The sequence below is a fragment of the Staphylococcus sp. LCT-H4 genome (assembly GCF_001866145.1).
GTDB lineage: Bacteria > Bacillota > Bacilli > Staphylococcales > Staphylococcaceae > Staphylococcus > Staphylococcus succinus.
Genome location: NZ_MODY01000002.1, coordinates 22021 through 43024 on the forward strand (window position 1 = coordinate 22021; position 21004 = coordinate 43024).

17 protein-coding genes are annotated in these 21004 nt (G+C 35.9%); 15 read left to right on the forward strand and 2 right to left on the reverse strand.

The genetic code is table 11. From position 1 onward, the window contains the following. Positions 1–18: 18 nt before the first annotated feature. From rplL to tuf, 9 genes are all read left to right on the forward strand, one after another. A complete protein-coding gene (gene rplL, locus BK821_RS05030) occupies positions 19–387 on the forward strand; it encodes a 50S ribosomal protein L7/L12 (RefSeq protein WP_046837702.1) in 369 nt (122 codons plus the stop codon). A 257-nt stretch (positions 388–644) separates the two neighbouring features. After that, the gene (locus BK821_RS05035; RefSeq protein WP_046837703.1) at positions 645–1253 is read left to right on the forward strand and encodes a class I SAM-dependent methyltransferase; all 609 of its coding nucleotides are present in this window, start codon (positions 645–647) and stop codon (positions 1251–1253) included. 199 nt (positions 1254–1452) lie between these two features. After that, positions 1453–5004, forward strand: coding sequence for a DNA-directed RNA polymerase subunit beta (gene rpoB / locus BK821_RS05040; RefSeq protein ID WP_046837704.1), 3552 nt, complete (start codon positions 1453–1455; stop codon positions 5002–5004). A 169-nt stretch (positions 5005–5173) separates the two neighbouring features. Further along, a complete protein-coding gene (gene rpoC, locus BK821_RS05045) occupies positions 5174–8770 on the forward strand; it encodes a DNA-directed RNA polymerase subunit beta' (protein ID WP_177165130.1) in 3597 nt (1198 codons plus the stop codon). Positions 8771–8929: 159 nt separating this feature from the next. Further along, the gene (locus BK821_RS05050; protein WP_046837706.1) at positions 8930–9184 is read left to right on the forward strand and encodes a ribosomal L7Ae/L30e/S12e/Gadd45 family protein; all 255 of its coding nucleotides are present in this window, start codon (positions 8930–8932) and stop codon (positions 9182–9184) included. 94 nt (positions 9185–9278) lie between these two features. Then, positions 9279–9692: a 30S ribosomal protein S12 gene (rpsL, locus tag BK821_RS05055; protein WP_046837707.1), complete on the forward strand. Its 414-nt coding sequence runs from the start codon at positions 9279–9281 to the stop codon at positions 9690–9692. A gap of 70 nt (positions 9693–9762) precedes the next feature. Continuing rightward, positions 9763–10233 (forward strand): 30S ribosomal protein S7, encoded by a 471-nt coding sequence (rpsG, locus tag BK821_RS05060; RefSeq protein ID WP_042737969.1) that lies wholly within the window; start codon positions 9763–9765, stop codon positions 10231–10233. A 119-nt stretch (positions 10234–10352) separates the two neighbouring features. Beyond that, complete coding sequence (fusA, locus tag BK821_RS05065; RefSeq protein ID WP_046837708.1) at positions 10353–12443, forward strand: elongation factor G; 2091 nt, start codon at positions 10353–10355, stop codon at positions 12441–12443. 217 nt (positions 12444–12660) lie between these two features. Next, on the forward strand, positions 12661–13848 hold the full coding sequence (gene tuf, locus BK821_RS05070; RefSeq protein WP_046837709.1) for an elongation factor Tu: 1188 nt from the start codon (positions 12661–12663) through the stop codon (positions 13846–13848). A gap of 323 nt (positions 13849–14171) precedes the next feature. Here the strand turns inward: tuf and BK821_RS05075 are convergent, their stop codons facing one another. Then, complete coding sequence (locus tag BK821_RS05075; RefSeq protein ID WP_046837710.1) at positions 14172–15353, reverse strand: M20 family metallopeptidase; 1182 nt, start codon at positions 15351–15353, stop codon at positions 14172–14174. A 189-nt stretch (positions 15354–15542) separates the two neighbouring features. Here BK821_RS05075 and BK821_RS05080 point away from each other — a divergent pair, with 189 nt between their 5' ends. After that, on the forward strand, positions 15543–16730 hold the full coding sequence (locus BK821_RS05080; protein ID WP_046837711.1) for a glycine C-acetyltransferase: 1188 nt from the start codon (positions 15543–15545) through the stop codon (positions 16728–16730). A gap of 103 nt (positions 16731–16833) precedes the next feature. Further along, positions 16834–17352: a P-loop NTPase family protein gene (locus tag BK821_RS05085; protein ID WP_046837712.1), complete on the forward strand. Its 519-nt coding sequence runs from the start codon at positions 16834–16836 to the stop codon at positions 17350–17352. A gap of 88 nt (positions 17353–17440) precedes the next feature. Here the strand turns inward: BK821_RS05085 and BK821_RS05090 are convergent, their stop codons facing one another. Then, complete coding sequence (locus BK821_RS05090; protein ID WP_071331366.1) at positions 17441–17893, reverse strand: hypothetical protein; 453 nt, start codon at positions 17891–17893, stop codon at positions 17441–17443. A gap of 294 nt (positions 17894–18187) precedes the next feature. Between BK821_RS05090 and BK821_RS05095 the strand changes: the two genes are divergently transcribed. The 4 genes from BK821_RS05095 to BK821_RS05110 all read left to right on the forward strand — a co-directional run bounded on the left by BK821_RS05095 (position 18188) and on the right by BK821_RS05110 (position 21000). After that, a complete protein-coding gene (locus BK821_RS05095) occupies positions 18188–18769 on the forward strand; it encodes a GNAT family N-acetyltransferase (RefSeq protein WP_046837714.1) in 582 nt (193 codons plus the stop codon). Positions 18770–18786: 17 nt separating this feature from the next. Continuing rightward, complete coding sequence (locus tag BK821_RS05100) at positions 18787–19293, forward strand: GNAT family N-acetyltransferase (RefSeq protein WP_071331367.1); 507 nt, start codon at positions 18787–18789, stop codon at positions 19291–19293. A 362-nt stretch (positions 19294–19655) separates the two neighbouring features. Continuing rightward, entirely contained in the window at positions 19656–20360 is a 705-nt protein-coding gene (locus BK821_RS05105) for a CoA transferase subunit A (protein ID WP_046837716.1), read from the forward strand. Continuing rightward, on the forward strand, positions 20353–21000 hold the full coding sequence (locus tag BK821_RS05110) for a 3-oxoacid CoA-transferase subunit B (protein WP_071331368.1): 648 nt from the start codon (positions 20353–20355) through the stop codon (positions 20998–21000). The genes BK821_RS05105 and BK821_RS05110 overlap by 8 nt, the downstream gene beginning before the upstream one ends. Positions 21001–21004: the final 4 nt, after the last annotated feature.

Below are 21004 nucleotides of genomic sequence, written 5' to 3' on the forward strand. Positions count from 1 at the left end.
TAATGGAGGAATATTAAAATGGCTAATCATGAACAAATCATTGAAGCAATTAAAGAAATGTCAGTTTTAGAATTAAACGACTTAGTAAAAGCAATTGAAGAAGAATTTGGTGTAACTGCAGCAGCTCCAGTAGCAGCAGCAGGTGCAGCTGGCGGCGCAGACGCAGCAGCAGAACAAACTGAATTCGATGTTGAATTAACTTCAGCTGGATCTTCTAAAATCAAAGTTGTTAAAGCAGTTAAAGAAGCAACTGGTTTAGGATTAAAAGACGCTAAAGAATTAGTAGACGGAGCTCCTAAAGTAGTTAAAGAAGGTTTATCTAAAGAAGATGCTGAAGCACTTAAAGAACAATTAGAAGAAGTTGGCGCTACAGTAGAATTAAAATAATTCTTGCTGGCTAACAGTTAATAATTATATATTGAAGGTTATTTAAGTGATTTAACACATTAACTGCTTCGGTACGTTAATCTTAAGTCGAGAATACCTGAAATCTTTGAGAAATGAAAACCCCGTTATCACTATAACGGGGTTTTATCTTATTTGATCTATATCTAGTAAAGCAAGTCCTAGTTTTATAACTATTTTACTTATCAAATTGGGTATAGTATTAATCTGAAACGAATAAGATTAAAAGAGGTGTAGTCATGAGTCACTATTATGATGAGAATCCTGAAGTAGAAAGTGATGAGTCGCTTTTTACATACTCCTACGATAACCATAATTTAGAACTAATATCAGATGCGGGTGTATTTTCGAAAGGGAAAATAGACTTTGGGTCCGATTTATTAGTGAAAACTTTTTTGAAAACATATCCCCCAGGTCCTACGAAAAATATCATAGATGTTGGTTGTGGCTATGGTCCTATTGGTTTAATGATTGCTAAAGTTTCCCCACATCACGAAGTAATGATGGTTGATATTAACCAACGTGCATTATCATTATCTAGAAAAAACAAAAAAAAGAACCGAATAGAAAATGTGGAAATCAAAGAAAGTGATGGTTTATCACAGGTAGAAGATAAAGCTTATGATTTTGTGCTTACTAATCCACCGATTAGAGCAGGAAAAACAGTTGTTCATAGCATTTTAGTAGATGCTTATGAAAAGTTGAAAGATGGTGGTGCACTTTGTGTTGTAATTCAAAAAAAACAAGGTATGCCGTCTGCAAAACAAAAAATGCAAGACACATTTAATAACGTGGAAGTATTAGAAAAAAGTAAAGGCTATTACATTTTAAGAAGTGTAAAAGGTTGAATTAAGTGCTGGCTTCTGATATAGTTATAGAATGTAAAAATTTATGTTCAATAAGTGTGTACTTTTACGTACGAATTAACATAGTATATAAGATAGAATTGAAAATGGTGTCATCAGGTGTGCTACCGTTTTCTTTTTGTCTAATTATATTTGGTATTTCAGTAAAAGTAAACACACAATTTTTGAGGGGTGAATCTGTTTGGCAGGTCAATTTGTCCAATATGGAAGACATCGTAAACGTAGAAACTATGCGAGAATTTCAGAGGTATTAGAATTACCGAATTTAATTGAGATTCAGACTAAGTCTTACGATTGGTTCTTAGAAGAAGGTTTATTAGAAATGTTTAGAGACATTTCTCCGATTGAAGATTTCACAGGCAATCTTTCTTTAGAGTTTGTAGATTATAGACTCGGAGAACCGAAATATGATTTAGAAGAATCGAAAAACCGTGATACAACGTATGCTGCGCCTTTACGTGTGAAAGTACGTCTAATCATCAAAGAAACTGGCGAAGTGAAAGAGCAAGAAGTGTTTATGGGTGATTTCCCATTAATGACAGATACAGGTACATTCGTAATTAACGGTGCTGAACGTGTTATCGTATCACAATTAGTTCGTTCACCATCCGTATACTTCAATGAAAAACTAGATAAAAACGGTCGTACAAACTTCGATGCAACAATCATTCCTAACCGTGGTGCATGGTTAGAATATGAAACTGATGCTAAAGATGTTGTTTATGTACGTATTGATAGAACAAGAAAATTACCATTAACTGTATTGTTACGTGCTTTAGGTTTCTCTACTGATCAAGAAATTGTTGATTTATTAGGTGAAAGTGAATATTTACGTAATACATTAGAAAAAGATGGTACAGAAACTACTGATCAAGCATTATTAGAAATCTATGAGCGTTTACGCCCTGGTGAACCACCTACAGTTGAAAATGCTAAAAGTCTTTTATATTCACGTTTCTTTGATCCGAAACGTTATGACTTAGCAAGTGTAGGTCGTTATAAAGCTAATAAAAAACTTCATTTAAAACATCGCTTATTTAATCAAAAATTAGCAGAACCTATTGTTAATACTGAGACAGGCGAAATTGTTGCAGAAGAAGGTACAGTCCTAGACCGTCGTAACTTAGATGAAATTATGGACGTATTAGAAGCTAATGCTAACAGTGAAGTGTTTGAGTTAGAAGGCAGTGTTATTGACGAACCTGTTGAAATACAATCAATTAAAGTTTACGTTCCGAATGACGAAGAAGAACGTACAACAACAGTGATTGGTAATGCGCTTCCAGATACAGAAGTGAAATGCATTACACCAGCAGATATCATTGCGTCTATGTCTTACTTCTTTAACTTATTAAGCGGTATTGGCTTTACAGATGATATTGACCATTTAGGTAACCGTCGTTTACGTTCAGTAGGTGAATTGTTACAAAATCAATTCCGTATTGGTTTATCAAGAATGGAACGTGTTGTACGTGAAAGAATGTCAATTCAAGATACAGAATCAATCACGCCACAACAATTAATCAATATTCGTCCTGTTATTGCATCAATCAAAGAATTCTTTGGTAGTTCTCAATTATCACAATTCATGGACCAAGCGAATCCATTAGCTGAGTTAACACATAAACGTCGTTTATCAGCATTAGGACCGGGTGGTTTAACACGTGAACGTGCCCAAATGGAAGTACGTGACGTTCACTACTCTCACTATGGCCGTATGTGTCCAATTGAAACACCAGAGGGACCAAACATTGGACTTATCAACTCTTTATCAAGTTATGCGCGTGTAAATGAATTTGGTTTCATTGAAACACCATACCGTAAAGTTGATCTTGAAACGCATTCCATCACAGACAAAATTGATTACTTAACTGCTGACGAAGAAGACAGCTATGTAGTAGCACAAGCAAACTCTGTTTTAGATGAAAATGGTCGTTTCGTAGATGATGAAGTTGTATGTCGTTTCCGTGGTAATAATACTGTTATGGCTAAAGAAAAAATGGATTATATGGATGTATCGCCTAAACAAGTTGTTTCAGCTGCGACAGCATGTATTCCTTTCTTAGAAAATGATGACTCTAACCGTGCTTTAATGGGTGCAAACATGCAACGTCAAGCGGTGCCATTGATGAACCCAGAATCACCTTTTGTAGGTACTGGAATGGAACACGTGGCAGCACGTGATTCTGGTGCAGCAGTAGTAGTTAAACGCAAAGGCCGTGTTGAACACGTTGAATCTAATGAAATCCTTGTTCGTCAACTTATTGAAGAAGACGGTCAAGAATATGAAGGCGAATTGGATCGTTATCCATTAGCGAAATTCAAACGTTCAAATACTGGTACTTGTTATAACCAAAGACCAATTGTAAGTGCTGGAGACGTAGTGACTAAAGGCGAAATTTTAGCTGATGGTCCGTCTATGGAACTTGGTGAAATGGCTCTAGGTAGAAACGTAGTTGTTGGTTTCATGACTTGGGACGGTTATAACTATGAGGATGCTGTAATCATGAGTGAGCGCTTAGTTAAGGATGATGTTTATACTTCTATTCATATCGAAGAATATGAATCTGAAGCACGTGATACTAAACTAGGGCCTGAAGAAATTACTCGTGATATCCCTAATGTTTCAGATAGTGCACTTAAAAACTTGGATGACCGTGGTATTATATACGTCGGTGCCGAAGTTAATGATGGCGATATCTTAGTTGGTAAAGTAACACCTAAAGGTGTAACTGAATTAACTGCAGAAGAACGTTTATTACACGCAATCTTCGGTGAAAAAGCTCGTGAAGTTCGCGATACATCATTACGTGTACCACATGGTGCAGGCGGAATTGTTCTAGATGTTAAAGTCTTTAACCGTGAAGAAGGAGACGATACATTATCTCCAGGTGTTAACCAACTCGTACGTGTATATATTGTTCAAAAACGTAAAATACACGTTGGTGACAAAATGTGTGGTCGTCATGGTAACAAAGGTGTCATTTCTAAGATTGTTCCAGAAGAAGATATGCCTTATTTACCAGACGGTACACCAATTGACATCATGTTGAATCCACTTGGTGTTCCATCACGTATGAATATCGGACAAGTATTAGAGCTACACTTAGGTATGGCTGCTAAGAACTTAGGTATTCATGTAGCATCACCAGTATTTGATGGTGCCAGTGATGAAGATGTATGGTCAACTATTGAAGAAGCTGGTATGGCTCGTGATGGTAAGACAGTATTATATGACGGTCGTACGGGTGAACCATTCGATAACCGAATTTCAGTCGGCGTTATGTACATGCTGAAACTTGCACACATGGTTGATGATAAATTACATGCACGTTCAACTGGACCATACTCACTTGTTACGCAACAACCACTTGGTGGTAAAGCACAATTTGGTGGACAACGTTTCGGTGAGATGGAAGTATGGGCGCTTGAAGCTTACGGTGCCGCATATACACTTCAAGAAATCTTAACTTATAAATCTGATGATACAGTAGGTCGTGTTAAGACATACGAAGCTATTGTTAAAGGTGAAAATATTGCTAAGCCTGGCGTTCCAGAATCATTCAGAGTATTGATGAAAGAATTACAAAGTTTAGGATTAGACGTTAAGATTATGGACGAGCATGACAATGAAATTGACATGCACGATACAGAAGAAGAAGAAGTTGTTGAACGTAAAGTAGATCTTCAACAAAAAGAAGCTCCAGAATCACAAAAAGAAATCACTGACTAATCGCATTTAAGTTTATAAGGGTATAAACCAAATTGAGGTGTGTTACATGACTGTAATCATCTCAATATTGGTTATTCCATTTATTGATATAGAGCAATCAATCAATTTGCACAGCTAATCTAAATTGAAGGAGGTAGGCTCCTTGATTGATGTAAATAATTTCCATTATATGAAAATAGGACTTGCTTCACCTGAAAAAATCCGTTCATGGTCTTTTGGTGAGGTTAAAAAGCCAGAAACAATTAACTATCGTACTTTAAAACCAGAAAAAGATGGTCTTTTCTGTGAAAGAATATTCGGACCTACAAAAGATTGGGAATGTAGTTGTGGTAAATACAAACGTGTACGTTATAAAGGTATGGTTTGTGACAGATGTGGAGTTGAGGTAACTAAATCTAAAGTGCGCCGTGAAAGAATGGGCCACATTGAATTAGCTGCACCAGTATCACACATTTGGTACTTCAAAGGTATTCCAAGTCGTATGGGTCTATTATTAGATATGTCTCCAAGAGCATTAGAAGAAGTTATTTATTTCGCTTCTTATGTTGTGGTTAAGCCAGGTCCAACTGGATTAGAACAAAAGACATTGTTATCTGAAGCAGAATTCAGAGACTATTACGACAAGTTCCCAGGCCAATTCACGGCTAAAATGGGTGCTGAAGGTATTAAAGAATTACTTGAAGAAATAGACTTAGATGCTGAACTTAAATCACTACGTGATGAGTTAGAGTCAGCAACAGGTCAAAGACTTACTCGTGCAATCAAACGTTTAGAGGTAGTTGAGTCATTCAGACATTCTGGAAATAATCCAGCGTGGATGATTTTAGATGTACTTCCAATTATCCCGCCTGAAATCAGACCAATGGTTCAGTTAGATGGTGGACGTTTTGCTACAAGTGATTTAAATGATTTATATCGTCGTGTTATTAACCGTAACAATCGTTTAAAACGTTTATTAGACTTAGGTGCTCCTGGCATCATAGTTCAAAATGAAAAACGTATGTTACAAGAAGCTGTTGATGCACTTATCGATAATGGTCGTCGTGGCCGTCCGGTAACAGGACCAGGTAACCGTCCGTTAAAATCACTTTCACATATGTTAAAAGGTAAACAAGGACGTTTCCGTCAAAACTTATTAGGTAAACGTGTTGACTACTCAGGTCGTTCAGTTATTGCAGTTGGACCGAGCTTGAAAATGTATCAATGTGGTCTACCTAAAGAAATGGCGCTTGAATTGTTCAAACCTTTCATTATGAAAGAACTTGTACAACGTGAAATTGCTACTAACATTAAAAATGCTAAGAGTAAGATAGAGCGTATGGATGATGAAGTTTGGGATGTATTAGAAGATGTTATTCGTGAGCACCCAGTACTTTTAAACCGTGCACCTACACTTCACAGATTAGGTATCCAAGCATTTGAACCAACATTAGTTGAAGGGCGTGCAATACGTCTACACCCACTTGTAACAACAGCTTACAACGCGGACTTTGATGGTGACCAAATGGCTGTCCATGTACCGTTATCTAAAGAAGCGCAAGCTGAAGCACGTATGTTAATGTTAGCTGCACAAAACATCTTGAACCCTAAAGATGGTAAACCAGTTGTTACACCATCACAAGATATGGTACTTGGTAACTATTACCTTACTTTAGAGCGTAAAGATTCAGTCAATACTGGTACAATTTACAATGATACGAACGAAGTATTAAAAGCTTATGCCAATGGTTATGTTCACTTACATTCTCGTATTGGTGTTCATGCTGGTTCATTCAACAATCCAACGTTCACTGAAGAGCAAAACAAAAAGATCTTATTAACTTCTGTTGGTAAAGTGATATTCAATGAAATCATTCCAGATTCATTTGCTTATATTAACGAACCAACTCAAGCTAATTTAGAAGGCGTAACACCTGATAAATATTTTATTACTGCTACTGAACTTGGGGAAGATGGATTGAAAGCCTACTTCGATCAAGCGCCGTTAATTGAACCATTTAATAAAAAATTCTTAGGTAATATCATTGCTGAAGTATTTAACCGTTTCAGCATTACAGATACTTCTATGATGTTAGACAGAATGAAAGACTTAGGTTTCAAATTCTCATCTAAAGCAGGTATCACTGTTGGTGTATCTGATATCGTGGTTTTACCAGATAAAAAAGATATCTTAGATGAGCATGAAAAAATTGTTGATAATATAACTAAACAATTTAACCGTGGTTTAATCACTGAATTTGAACGTTATAACGCAGTAGTTGAAACTTGGACAGCTGCTAAAGATCAAATTCAAGGTGAATTAATGCAATCACTTGATAAAACCAACCCAATCTTTATGATGAGTGATTCCGGTGCCCGTGGTAACGCATCTAACTTTACACAGTTAGCTGGTATGCGTGGACTAATGGCAGCACCATCAGGTAAGATTATAGAATTACCAATCACATCTTCTTTCCGTGAAGGTTTAACGGTATTAGAGTACTTCATCTCTACCCATGGTGCGCGTAAAGGACTTGCCGATACAGCACTTAAAACTGCCGATTCTGGTTACCTTACTCGTCGTCTTGTTGATGTTGCACAAGATGTTATCGTACGTGAAGAAGATTGTGGAACTGACCGTGGTTTATTAGTTTCTGATATCAAAGAGGGTACAGAAATGATTGAGCCATTTATCGAGCGTATCGAAGGTCGTTATTCTAAAGAAACAGTTCGTCATCCAGAAACTGATGAAATTATCATCAAACCAGATGAATTAATTACTGCAGAAATAGCGAAACAAATTACGGATGCTGGTTTTGAACAAATGTATATCCGCTCAGCATTTACATGTAATACACGTCATGGTGTATGTGAAAAATGTTATGGTAAAAACCTTGCAACTGGTGAAAAAGTTGAAGTTGGTGAAGCAGTTGGTACAATTGCTGCCCAATCAATTGGTGAACCAGGTACACAGCTTACAATGCGTACATTCCATACAGGTGGTGTAGCAGGTAGTGATATCACACAAGGTCTTCCACGTATCCAAGAGATTTTCGAAGCACGTAACCCTAAAGGTCAAGCAGTGATTACTGAAATCGAAGGTGTCGTAGATGACATCAAACTTGCGAAAGACCGTCAACAAGAAATCGTAATTAAAGGTGCAAATGAATCAAGATCATACCTTGCTTCAGGTACATCAAGATTGAAAGTTGAAATTGGTCAAAGCGTTGAACGCGGTGAAGTTCTAACTGAAGGTTCTATCGAGCCTAAGAACTATTTATCTGTTTCAGGTTTGAATGCAACAGAAAGTTATTTACTAAAAGAAGTACAAAAAGTTTACCGTATGCAAGGTGTAGAAATTGATGATAAACACGTTGAGGTTATGGTAAGACAAATGTTACGTAAAGTACGTATCATTGAAGCTGGAGATACTAAGTTACTTCCAGGTTCATTAGTAGATATTCATAACTTTACTGATGCAAACCGTGAAGCATTTAAAGAGCGTAAACGCCCTGCAACAGCTAAACCAGTATTATTAGGTATTACAAAAGCGTCTCTTGAAACAGAAAGTTTCTTATCAGCAGCTTCGTTCCAAGAAACAACACGTGTACTTACTGATGCTGCAATTAAAGGTAAGCGTGATGACTTACTCGGTCTTAAAGAGAATGTTATCATCGGTAAATTAATTCCAGCTGGTACTGGTATGAGACGTTATAGCGACGTTAAATACGATAAAAAAGCACCTGAACAAACAGTTACTGAAGAAGTTCAAACAACTGAAGTATAATTTTAGTAAGTGCTCAAACAATGTGATCGAAATAATATATTTCGGTCACTTGTTTTTTTAATTTTTTTCAAAAATAATAGCAATAGAAGTTGACTCAAAGGTAACTAAGATGTTATTATTGTTAAGGTTGATGCAAGCAGAGCTTTGGAGGATATTTTGATGTCTAATGAAAAAGTTGCACGCTTTAACAAACAACATCATGTTATTGGTCTTAAACAAACGCTTAAAGCTTTGAATAAAGATCAAGTTACATCATTGATTATCGCTGAGGACGTTGAAGTTCATTTATTGACTCGCGTGTTAAGCCAAATCAATCACAAACCCATACCTGTTTCATTTTTCGAAAGCAAGAAAGCTTTAGGAGAATATGTAGGTATAAACGTTAGTGCAACAATTGTTGCATTATTGAAATGAGATTAGTAAGAATTGTTCTTACTAAATTTTATTTACCCTTAAAATGAACCACCTGGATGTGTGGGATTATAAATCAAGAGAGGAGGAACATTCAATGCCAACTATTAATCAATTGGTACGTAAACCAAGACAAAGCAAATCAAAAAAATCTGATTCACCAGCATTAAACAGAAATTTCAATAGTAAACAGAAGAAATTTACTACTTTGAATTCTCCACAAAAACGTGGCGTTTGTACTCGTGTAGGTACAATGACACCTAAAAAACCTAACTCAGCGTTACGTAAATATGCTCGTGTACGTTTGTCTAACAATATCGAAATCAATGCGTATATCCCTGGTATCGGACATAATTTACAAGAACACAGTGTTGTACTTGTACGTGGTGGACGTGTAAAAGATTTACCTGGTGTACGTTACCACATCGTACGTGGTGCACTTGATACTTCAGGTGTTGATGGACGTAGACAAGGTCGTTCATTATACGGAACTAAAAGACCTAAAAAATAAGGTTAAGATTGCGTAAATTTTCGCATTGAAAATTGAAAATATATTATAATAGGAAGGGAGGATTTACATTATGCCTCGTAAAGGATCAGTACCAAAAAGAGACGTATTACCAGATCCAATTCATAACTCAAAATTAGTTACAAAATTGATTAACAAAATCATGTTAGATGGTAAACGTGGAACAGCTCAAAGAATTCTTTATTCTGCCTTCGACCTAGTTCAAGAACGTAGTGGTCGTGAAGCTGTAGAAGTATTTGAAGAAGCTATCGACAACATCATGCCTGTATTAGAAGTTAAAGCTCGCCGTGTAGGTGGTTCTAACTATCAAGTACCAGTTGAAGTTCGTCCAGAACGTCGTACAACATTAGGTCTTCGTTGGTTAGTTAACTATGCGCGTCTTCGTGGTGAAAAAACTATGGAAGAACGTTTAGCTAACGAAATCTTAGATGCAGCTAACAACACTGGTGGTGCAGTTAAGAAACGTGAAGACACTCACAAAATGGCTGAAGCAAATAAAGCATTCGCTCACTATCGTTGGTAGGATAGAAGCTTTCTCCCTGAGCATGTTCCGTATTGGTAGATTACTATCATTGGCGCATGTTTAGGGTATCGCCATATTTATAGTATTTATTCGCAGTTATACTGGAAGGAGAAAAATACATGGCTAGAGATTTTAGTTTAGAAAGAACTCGTAATATTGGTATCATGGCTCATATCGACGCTGGTAAAACAACTACGACTGAACGTATTCTTTACTACACTGGACGTATCCACAAAATTGGTGAAACTCATGAAGGAGCTTCACAAATGGACTGGATGGAACAGGAGCAAGACCGTGGTATTACAATTACTTCTGCCGCTACTACAGCGCAGTGGGATGACCACCGTGTAAACATCATTGATACACCAGGACACGTAGACTTCACTGTTGAAGTTGAACGTTCATTACGTGTACTTGATGGTGCGGTAACAGTACTTGATGCACAATCAGGTGTTGAGCCTCAAACTGAAACAGTTTGGCGTCAAGCAACAACTTATGGTGTACCTCGTATCGTATTCGTAAACAAAATGGACAAATTAGGTGCTAACTTTGAGTATTCAGTAAGTACTATTCATGACCGTTTACAAGCGAATGCACAACCAATCCAATTACCAATTGGTGCGGAAGACGAGTTTGAAGCAATCATCGACTTAGTTGAAATGAAATGTTTCAAATACACAAATGACTTAGGAACTGAAATTGAAGAAATTGAAATTCCTGAAGATCATAAAGAAAGAGCTGAAGAAGCTCGTTCAGCATTAATTGAAGCTGTAGCTGAATCTAATGATGAATTAATGGAAAAATATCTTGGTGACGAAGCAATTAGTATTGATGAATTGAAAAATGCTATTCGTCAAGCAACTAACGACGTAGAATTCTACCCAGTTCTTGTTGGTACTGCTTTCAAAAACAAAGGTGTTCAATTAATGCTTAATGCAGTAATTGACTACTTACCATCACCATTAGATGTTAAACCAATTATTGGTCATCGTGCTGAAAACCCAGAAGAAGAAGTTATCGCAAAAGCTGATGACAATGCTGAGTTCGCTGCTTTAGCGTTCAAAGTTATGACTGACCCTTATGTTGGTAAATTAACATTCTTCCGTGTTTATTCAGGTACATTATCATCAGGTTCATATGTTAAGAACTCAACGAAAGGTAAACGTGAACGTGTAGGTCGTTTACTACAAATGCACGCTAACTCTCGTCAAGAGCTTGATACAGTATATGCAGGAGATATCGCAGCTGCGGTAGGTCTTAAAGATACTGGAACAGGTGATACTTTATGTGGTGAGAAAAATGACATTATCTTGGAATCTATGGATTTCCCAGAGCCTGTTATTCACTTATCTGTTGAACCAAAATCTAAAGCCGACCAAGATAAAATGACTACAGCGTTAGTTAAATTACAAGAAGAAGACCCAACTTTCCATGCACACACAGACGATGAAACTGGACAAGTTATCATTGGTGGTATGGGTGAGCTTCACTTGGATATCTTAGTAGACCGTATGAAGAAAGAATTTAACGTTGAATGTAATGTTGGTGCTCCAATGGTTTCATACCGTGAAACATTCAAGCAATCAGCTCAAGTTCAAGGTAAATTCGCTCGTCAATCTGGTGGTCGTGGTCAGTATGGTGACGTTAAAATTGAATTCTCACCTAATGAAACAGGTGGCGGTTTCGAATTCGAAAACGCTATCGTTGGTGGTGTAGTTCCTCGTGAATACATTCCATCAGTTGAAGCAGGTCTTAAAGATTCAATGGAAAACGGTGTATTAGCTGGTTACCCATTAATTGATGTTAAAGCTAAACTTTATGATGGTTCATACCATGATGTCGATTCATCAGAAATGGCCTTCAAAGTTGCAGCATCATTAGCACTTAAAGAAGCAGCTAAAAAATGTGAACCAGTTATCTTAGAACCAATGATGAAAGTAACAATCGAAATGCCTGAAGAGTACATGGGTGACATCATGGGTGACGTAACATCTCGTCGTGGACGTGTTGATGGTATGGAACCTCGTGGTAATGCACAAGTTGTAAATGCTTTTGTACCACTTTCAGAAATGTTCGGTTATGCTACATCATTACGTTCTAACACTCAAGGTCGCGGTACGTATACTATGTACTTTGATCACTATGCTGAAGTTCCAAAATCAATTGCTGAAGAAATTGTTAAGAAAAACAGTGGAAATAAAGGCGAATAATTAAACTTGTGTCGTACGACATCTGTCTGTACAATACATTTAAAGCTTAGTTATGTAGCTTACAGTTTATCAATTGATTTTTTGGGAAAAATGCATTATAAAGGTACTATATGGTCCTTTATTCCAAAAAATGAAAGATCTTCTCATGATGGTGAGAAACTGTCATGAGAGATAAATTCAAAAATTAATTTTCTAACAGAATAGGAGAGATTTTATAATGGCTAAAGAAAAATTTGATCGCTCAAAAGAACATGCCAATATTGGTACTATCGGTCACGTTGACCATGGTAAAACGACTTTAACAGCTGCAATTGCAACTGTATTAGCAAAACATGGTGACTCACTTGCTCAATCATATGACATGATTGACAACGCTCCAGAAGAAAAAGAACGTGGTATTACAATTAATACTTCACACATTGAGTATACAACTGAAAAACGTCACTATGCTCACGTAGACTGCCCAGGACACGCTGACTATGTTAAAAACATGATCACTGGTGCTGCTCAAATGGACGGAGCTATCTTAGTAGTATCTGCTGCAGATGGTCCAATGCCACAAACTCGTGAACACATTCTTTTATCACGTAACGTTGGTGTTCCAGCATTAGTAGTATTCTTAAACAAAGTTGACATGGTTGACGATGAAGAATTATTAGAATTAGTAGAAATGGAAGTTCGTGACTTATTAAGCGAATATGACTTCCCAGGTGACGATGTACCTGTAATCTCTGGTTCTGCATTAAAAGCTTTAGAAGGCGACGCTGACTATGAGCAAAAAATCTTAGACTTAATGCAAGCTGTTGATGATTTCATCCCAACACCAGAACGTGATTCTGACAAACCATTCATGATGCCAGTTGAGGACGTATTCTCAATCACTGGTCGTGGTACTGTTGCTACAGGCCGTGTTGAACGTGGTCAAATCAAAGTCGGTGAAGAAATCGAAATTATCGGTATCACTGAAGAATCAAGTAAAACAACTGTTACTGGTGTAGAAATGTTCCGTAAATTACTAGACTACGCTGAAGCTGGTGACAACATTGGTGCGTTATTACGTGGGGTTTCACGTGACGATGTACAACGTGGTCAAGTTTTAGCTGCTCCTGGTACTATTACACCACATACAAAATTCAAATCTGAAGTTTACGTTTTATCAAAAGATGAAGGTGGACGTCATACTCCATTCTTCACTAACTACCGCCCACAATTCTATTTCCGTACTACTGATGTAACTGGTGTTGTAAGTTTACCAGAAGGTACTGAAATGGTTATGCCTGGCGATAACGTTGAAATGGAAGTTGAATTAATTTCACCAATCGCTATTGAAGATGGTACTCGTTTCTCTATCCGTGAGGGTGGACGTACTGTTGGATCAGGCGTTGTAACTGAAATCATTAAATAATCTCTATTCTAAATAGAATTTTTGGAGTCTCCTTTGGGGGACTCCTTTTTTTATAGGGCACCTTATCTCTATAGAACTCTGCTTTAATAAAATGAGAGTTCTATAGAGGTTAGGTGCCCTTAATGCAATAGCAAAGGCTATTGTAAACCCAAGCCAAAAAACTATAGAACTTAGTTTTAATAATGAAATAGCGAAAGCAATATGTAAGTTTAAAACAAGGATGTTAGGTCATCTTTACAGATGAGTGATTAAAATAACTTGAATAAAAAAGCAAAGCACTCATTGAGTGCTTTGCTTTTTTAAATTAAAATATGATGAAATTTTTATTGTTTAGGTTCTATAAAAACGTTCTCTAATTCTAATATTTTTAAAAATTCACTTACTGCATATTTCATCGCTTTTTCATCAATATCAAACTTAGGACTATGGTGAGGATAGTCTGTGCCTTTTTCTGAATTGCCACAACCCGTTAAAAAGAACGCGCCTGGACGTACTTTCAAATAATGTGAAAAGTCTTCACCAACCATCATTAGTTCTGATTCATTGTAGCGAAGGTTAATATCATTCGCTGCTTGTTTAATGACATCTGAACAATAAGGATTATTGTTTACAGGTAAGTAACCTTTAATATAGTCCATAGAATATGTGATATCATTTGCGAGTGATAAGCCTTGTAATATTTTATCGAGTTTCGTCATAACGTGATTTTGAATTTCTGTATCAAATGTACGCACAGTACCTCTACAAATTGCTGAATCTGGTATAACATTATCTGCAGAGCCTGCTTGAATCATACCAAAACTTACTACTGCTTGTTTTACAGGGTCAATCGTACGTGAAACGATTTTTTGTGCACTCATAATAAATTCAGCCATAATTACGACCGGATCGATGGTTTCATGAGGTTTTGCACCGTGTCCGCCCTTACCATGTATGGTAATGTTAAATTCATCTGGTGATGCCATCATTGGGCCTGAGCGGGAATAAATCGTACCAGTTGGATAACCGCTCCACAGGTGATTACCATATATTCTATCTACATCTTGCAAACAGCCGTCATCAATCATTTCTTGTGAGCCACCAGGCATAATTTCTTCACCATATTGGAATATAAGTACTACATTGCCATTTAGTGATTGTAAGTGGGATTCTATAATTTCTGCGACGCCAAGTAAGATAGCAGTATGACCATCATGTCCACAAGCATGCATTACACCAGCATTTTTAGATTTGTATGAAACATCATTCAATTCATCAATAGGTAGTGCATCAAAATCAGCACGTAAAGCGATTGTTGGTCCATCGCCACGACCTGTAAAAGTTGCTACTATTCCATTGCGTCCAACAGGCGAGCGCACTTCGCATGACAATTGACTCAATTGATTCATAATGTAGTCGTGTGTATGATGTTCTTCAAATGATAATTCAGGATATTGATGTAAATAACGGCGTACTTGCACCATTGTATTTTCTTTGTCATTTGCTAGTTGAAACCAATCAAACAACGTCAACCCTTCTTCCTTATACTTTTTAATTAGTATACCATTTAAAATTACTTAACTGTAGAGACAAATCGGATTCTTAAATAGAATCAAAGGAAAGGCTTTCTTCTCAAATGTTATTCTACTTTCCTCAAATATCAAAATAGGTTATGATTAGATTAAACACAAAGACAATTCAAAGGGGGACTTGCAGTGGTTCAATCACTACATGGCTTTTTAGATGAAAATATTCAATATTTAAAAGATAACGGTTTATATAATGAAATTGATACGATTGAAGGCGCAAATAGCGCTGAAATTAAAATCAACGGGAAAAGTTATATTAACTTGTCATCAAATAATTATTTAGGACTAGCAACAGATGAAGATTTAAAGCAAGCTGCTAAAGACGCAATTGATACGCATGGTGTAGGCGCAGGTGCAGTACGCTCAATTAATGGTACTTTAGATTTACATGATGAATTAGAAGAAACACTTGCGAAATTTAAAGGTACAGAAGCAGCAGTAGCGTATCAATCAGGTTTTAATTGTAATATGGCCGCAATTTCTGCGGTAATGAATAAAAATGATGCTATTCTTTCTGATGAACTTAACCATGCTTCAATTATTGATGGGTGCCGTTTATCTAAAGCAAAAATTATTCGTGTGAATCATTCTGATATGGAAGATTTGAGAGCTAAAGCAAAAGCAGCAGTAGAATCAGGTGAATATAATAAAGTTATGTATATCACAGATGGTGTATTTAGTATGGATGGAGATATTGCTAAATTACCAGAAATCGTTGAAATTGCTGAAGAATTTGGTTTGATAACATATGTAGATGATGCACATGGTTCAGGTGTTATGGGTAACGGTGCAGGCACTGTAAAACACTTTGGTTTACAAGATAAAATTGATTTCCAAATTGGTACTTTATCTAAAGCAATTGGTGTTGTTGGAGGTTATGTAGCAGGTACACAATCATTAATTGATTGGTTAAAAGCCCAATCAAGACCGTTCTTATTTTCAACATCATTAGCTCCTGGAGATACTAAAGCTATTACAGAAGCAGTTAAAAAATTAATGGCTTCTACAGAGTTACATGATAAACTTTGGGAAAATGGCAATTATTTAAAAGCTGGACTAAAATCATTAGGGTTTGATATCGGTAACTCAGAATCACCAATCACGCCTGTTATTATTGGTGATGAGAAAGAAACTCAAGAATTTAGCCGTCGCTTAAAAGATGAAGGCGTATACGTGAAATCTATCGTATTCCCAACAGTTCCTAAAGGCACAGGGCGCGTGCGTAACATGCCAACTGCAGCGCATACGAAAGAAATGTTAGATCAAGCTATCACTGCTTTTGAAAGAGTTGGAAAAGAGTTAGGTACAATATAAGCATAGAGCATATAATGCTTATATGAAAAGACCAATTTAAATACAAAAAAGTTCGAGGCTTAACTGTCTTCGGGCTTTTTTTCATAATAGTGGGAGTGTATTAATGACGAAATTCATTATTATTAGAGGTAATTCTGGCAGTGGCAAGACGGTTATTGCAAGAAATTTACGCAATGTAGTAGGAGGACGTGTCTTATTAATAGAGCAAGATATGGTTCGCAGACACATGTTAAATGTGCGTGATAGACCAAACAATATGGCTATTCAATTAATTGAGACAATAACTTTATACGGTTTTATACATTGTGATTATGTGATTTTAGAAGGGATTCTAAATAAGAAAAAATATGGAGATATGTTAAGGGGATTAATAGAATATGAAGGTATAGAAACATATGCTTACTATTTTGATTTGTCTTTCAAAGAAACTGTACGCAGGCATCTAATGAAAAAAGAAACTGATTTTGATGAAGAAAAACTGGCTGAGTGGTTTGTTGCTAACGACTTTTTAGGCTTAAATCATGAAAAAGTTATTACATCAGAAATGAGTGAAGAGGATATTATCTTGAAAATTCAAAATGATATAAAAATAAATAGTAAAAACGATAAACAAAAACCATGAGGCATAAAATGGCCAACATGGTTTTGAAAGTATGAATGCCTAACCTAGATATAGCATGCTTGATAATGACTTAGTTATGATACACTAACTAGCTTGTTAACTTTTTGCGTTTGTTTTTTAAGTCTTCTTGTTTTTCTTTATTTTGCATAAATGGAATAGCAAACCATAAGATATGAATCATGATTGCTAAAATCAGCAGTATAATTGGTATAAATATTTCGATGATGCTAATATCAACAACAAATGAAATGATTATAAACGCTGCAATAGAAGGCAGGGCACATACAACAACTACAGTTAATAGCACAAACTGCATGATTTGAGTAGCCGTTGTACTATAAATATCAAGTACTAAAATCCCAATATAAAAAAGTGTAATTAATACCAGTAATACAACAACCCAATTTGTAGATAAACCACTTTGACTTTCGATATGCTTTTGGTAAGGTGTTAAAATAGGCAAAATAAATAATATCATCGTTGATAACCATGCTAAAATTCCGAAAAAGGTGAAGAGTAATTTAGATGTATTACTATTCATAGTAACAACCTCCTTAATATAAAAAATCCGCTCATCCTACGTTTAATAGAGGTGATTTTATGCTAAAGGCAAAATCTAAATAAAGAAGTACGAGCTTCAAATGATAATGCTTTCATATAATATATATACCCATATACATAAATTTAACGCAAAGCGGAACAAGACGTATAAATACATAAAATATAGCTATGTAAAATTCTACGAAGAGAGATGAAGGATATGTTAAAGCCTATAATTTACTAATAAATGGTGTTATAGTTTGTATAATAAGTTTGTGCTTGAAGGGGATTTTAAATGACTAAAAATTTAAGGTTGCATTTCACTACACAACGTCTTATCATTAGACCGTTGGAAGAAAATGATTACGAATCATGGCTTGGTGGTTTTGTAAACCGTAAGCCATCGCAACACAAACATGACAGAGGTCACATTGATATGTCCGAAGCAACAGAGCCGTGGTTTGCTGCGCTTGTAGAACGTCAACGACAAGAGATTAAAGCAGACGATTTATACATCTTTGGTATATTTGATAAAGTATCAAAGCAGCATATAGGCATGTTAGATATTAAGAACTTGAGCAGAGATAACTTTCAATGGGGCGAAATGGGATACTTTATACACAATCAATTTTGGCGCCAAGGATATGCTTTTGAAGCATTAACAGAATTAGTTAAACAAGCACGAGATACTTTGCAATTTCATAGGATTGAAGCGCATATCAATTTAGATAATCCACAGTCGTTACATTTAATAGAGAAATTAGGCTTTCAATTTGAATGTATACGAAAAGGATTTATATTTGAAAATGGTTCGTGGACGGATCAATATGTATACTATCTTAATACACACAACAATACATTAAATGAGTATTTGTAAAGGAAAGGAGTGTCAACATGGTTGAATTTAGAGAATTAACAATGGGTGACGAATCGTTATATTGTGATTATATGGGTGAGTGGATTGATCACGATGAAAAAATAGTTCCTGCTATAACAAACATTACTAAGTATAATGATTTTGAAGAATTAGTACATGAATTAGCAGATAATAAATCACATGATGAAACCGTGGATAATACGACGTTATTTTTAATCGATGATGATGAAATCATTGGTGCTGCAAATATTCGTCATAATTTAAATGACAAACTAAAAACAGTAGGCGGCCATGTTGGCTACGGCATTCGAAAGAAATATCGTGGCAAAGGTTACGGTAATAAACTTTTAAAAAAATCACTAGACTATCTATCAAGAATAGGTGTTCAAGAAGCATTAGTCACATGTGATAAAGAGAATGAAGCTTCAGTAGCAGTAATTAAGCATAATGGTGGAGAAGAAATTGAGCCATCTACATTAGAAGATGGTACAGTAATACGCCGTTTCCAAATTGAAATAGCTTAAATCATTGATAGCAATGCTTATGATGGCGTTAACATGATATAAAGATTGTGACATAAAGTACTGCACTTAAAAAGCACACCTCCCTTTAAAAGGGAGGTGTGCTTTTTTATGGTTATTTTCAAAGTAGAGCGATTTTGAGAATGTGTTTGAGCATTTACTCTCTTAGTTAAAAGACTCAAGTCTTGTAATCCTTGATACTATTCCTCGATTGGCACATTATCAGCAAAATAGATAGTGATACATCGTCCTAACCACTTTTGTGGAAATAAGCAAAAGTATGATTTAAAGAATTCAATTCCGTTTTCAAGTATAATCAGATTTAGTACTAGGTATTAAAAACTTAAGATGAAACGAGGGTTATTATGTCGAAAGTAATAGAAGATATAAATATGGCGTTTGATGGTTTAAATGATGGTATGACAGTATTAGCTGGGGGGTTTGGCTTATGTGGCATACCTGAACATGCGATAGAAGCGATACGTATGAAAGGTACGAAATACCTTACTGTTGTTAGTAATAACTGTGGCGTAGATGATTTTGGTTTAGGACGTTTATTAGAGAAACAACAGATTAATAAAATGATAAGTTCTTATGTAGGTGAAAATAAAATATTTGAACAACAATTAATAAATGGAACGTTAGATGTAGAGTTAACGCCTCAAGGAACTTTAGCTGAAAAATTACGTGCGGGTGGTGCAGGTATTCCGGCCTTTTATACACAAACTGGTGTGGGAACGCTTATTGCTGAAGGCAAAGAAGCACGTGAATTTGATGGTGAAATGTATATTATGGAACGGGCTATTAAGGGAGATTTTGGAATAGTTAAAGCACAGAAGGCAGACACTTTTGGTAATTTAGTATTTGAAAAAACAGCACGCAATTTCAATCCATTATGTGCGATGGCTGCTAAAACTACAGTAGTTGAAGTTGAAGAATTAGTGGAATTAGGCGATATTGATCCAGATGAAGTACATATGTCAGGTGTATATGTAGACTATATCTATTTAGGAGAAAAATTTGAAAAAAGAATTGAAAAGCGTACGGTTAAGGAGGATGTTCATGGATAAACATATAAAGCGTAAAAATATTATTCAGCGTGCAGCACAAGAGATTAAAAGTAATATGGTAATTAATTTAGGTATTGGAATGCCCACTCTTGTAGCTAATGAGATGAACGACCATGTAGAAAATGTATTCTTTCAATCTGAAAATGGTTTGTTAGGTATCGGTCCATATCCTACTGATGCAGAAGTAGATCCAAACCTTATTAATGCAGGAAAAGAAACTGTAACAGCAGCGAAAGGCGCTTCTTATTTTGATAATGCTGAATCCTTTGCTATGATTCGTGGCGGACATATTGATTTAGCTATTTTAGGTGGAATGGAAGTATCAGAAACAGCAGATTTAGCTAATTACATGATTCCAGGTAAATTAGTTAAGGGTATGGGAGGCGCTATGGATTTAGTTGTTGGAGCCAAGAAAGTTGTAGTAATCATGGATCATATGAATAAGCATGGTGATTCTAAAATTAAATCGCAATGTGAACTTCCTCTAACAGGAGTAGGCGTAGTAAACACACTAATTACAGATTTAGCTGTATTTCAATTTGAAAATAGCGTGATGAAGCTTGTAGAATTACAACCTGGTGTAACGTTAGAACAAGTTGAAGCACATACAAATGCACGCTTTGAAAATCATTTAAAGTAGGTGG

Excerpts from the sequence above, each read along its gene's own strand:
- BK821_RS05095 (WP_046837714.1), top strand. The coding sequence starts at position 18,188 with ATGACTAAAAATTTAAGGTTGCATTTCACTACACAACGTCTTATCATT.
- BK821_RS05110 (WP_071331368.1), top strand. The coding sequence starts at position 20,353 with ATGGATAAACATATAAAGCGTAAAAATATTATTCAGCGTGCAGCACAA.
- BK821_RS05090 (WP_071331366.1), bottom strand. The coding sequence starts at position 17,893 with ATGAATAGTAATACATCTAAATTACTCTTCACCTTTTTCGGAATTTTA.
- BK821_RS05050 (WP_046837706.1), top strand. The coding sequence starts at position 8,930 with ATGTCTAATGAAAAAGTTGCACGCTTTAACAAACAACATCATGTTATT.
- rpoC (WP_177165130.1), top strand. The coding sequence starts at position 5,174 with ATGAAAATAGGACTTGCTTCACCTGAAAAAATCCGTTCATGGTCTTTT.
- BK821_RS05100 (WP_071331367.1), top strand. The coding sequence starts at position 18,787 with ATGGTTGAATTTAGAGAATTAACAATGGGTGACGAATCGTTATATTGT.
- tuf (WP_046837709.1), top strand. The coding sequence starts at position 12,661 with ATGGCTAAAGAAAAATTTGATCGCTCAAAAGAACATGCCAATATTGGT.
- fusA (WP_046837708.1), top strand. The coding sequence starts at position 10,353 with ATGGCTAGAGATTTTAGTTTAGAAAGAACTCGTAATATTGGTATCATG.
- BK821_RS05105 (WP_046837716.1), top strand. The coding sequence starts at position 19,656 with ATGTCGAAAGTAATAGAAGATATAAATATGGCGTTTGATGGTTTAAAT.
- BK821_RS05035 (WP_046837703.1), top strand. The coding sequence starts at position 645 with ATGAGTCACTATTATGATGAGAATCCTGAAGTAGAAAGTGATGAGTCG.
- rplL (WP_046837702.1), top strand. The coding sequence starts at position 19 with ATGGCTAATCATGAACAAATCATTGAAGCAATTAAAGAAATGTCAGTT.
- BK821_RS05085 (WP_046837712.1), top strand. The coding sequence starts at position 16,834 with ATGACGAAATTCATTATTATTAGAGGTAATTCTGGCAGTGGCAAGACG.
- rpsG (WP_042737969.1), top strand. The coding sequence starts at position 9,763 with ATGCCTCGTAAAGGATCAGTACCAAAAAGAGACGTATTACCAGATCCA.
- rpsL (WP_046837707.1), top strand. The coding sequence starts at position 9,279 with ATGCCAACTATTAATCAATTGGTACGTAAACCAAGACAAAGCAAATCA.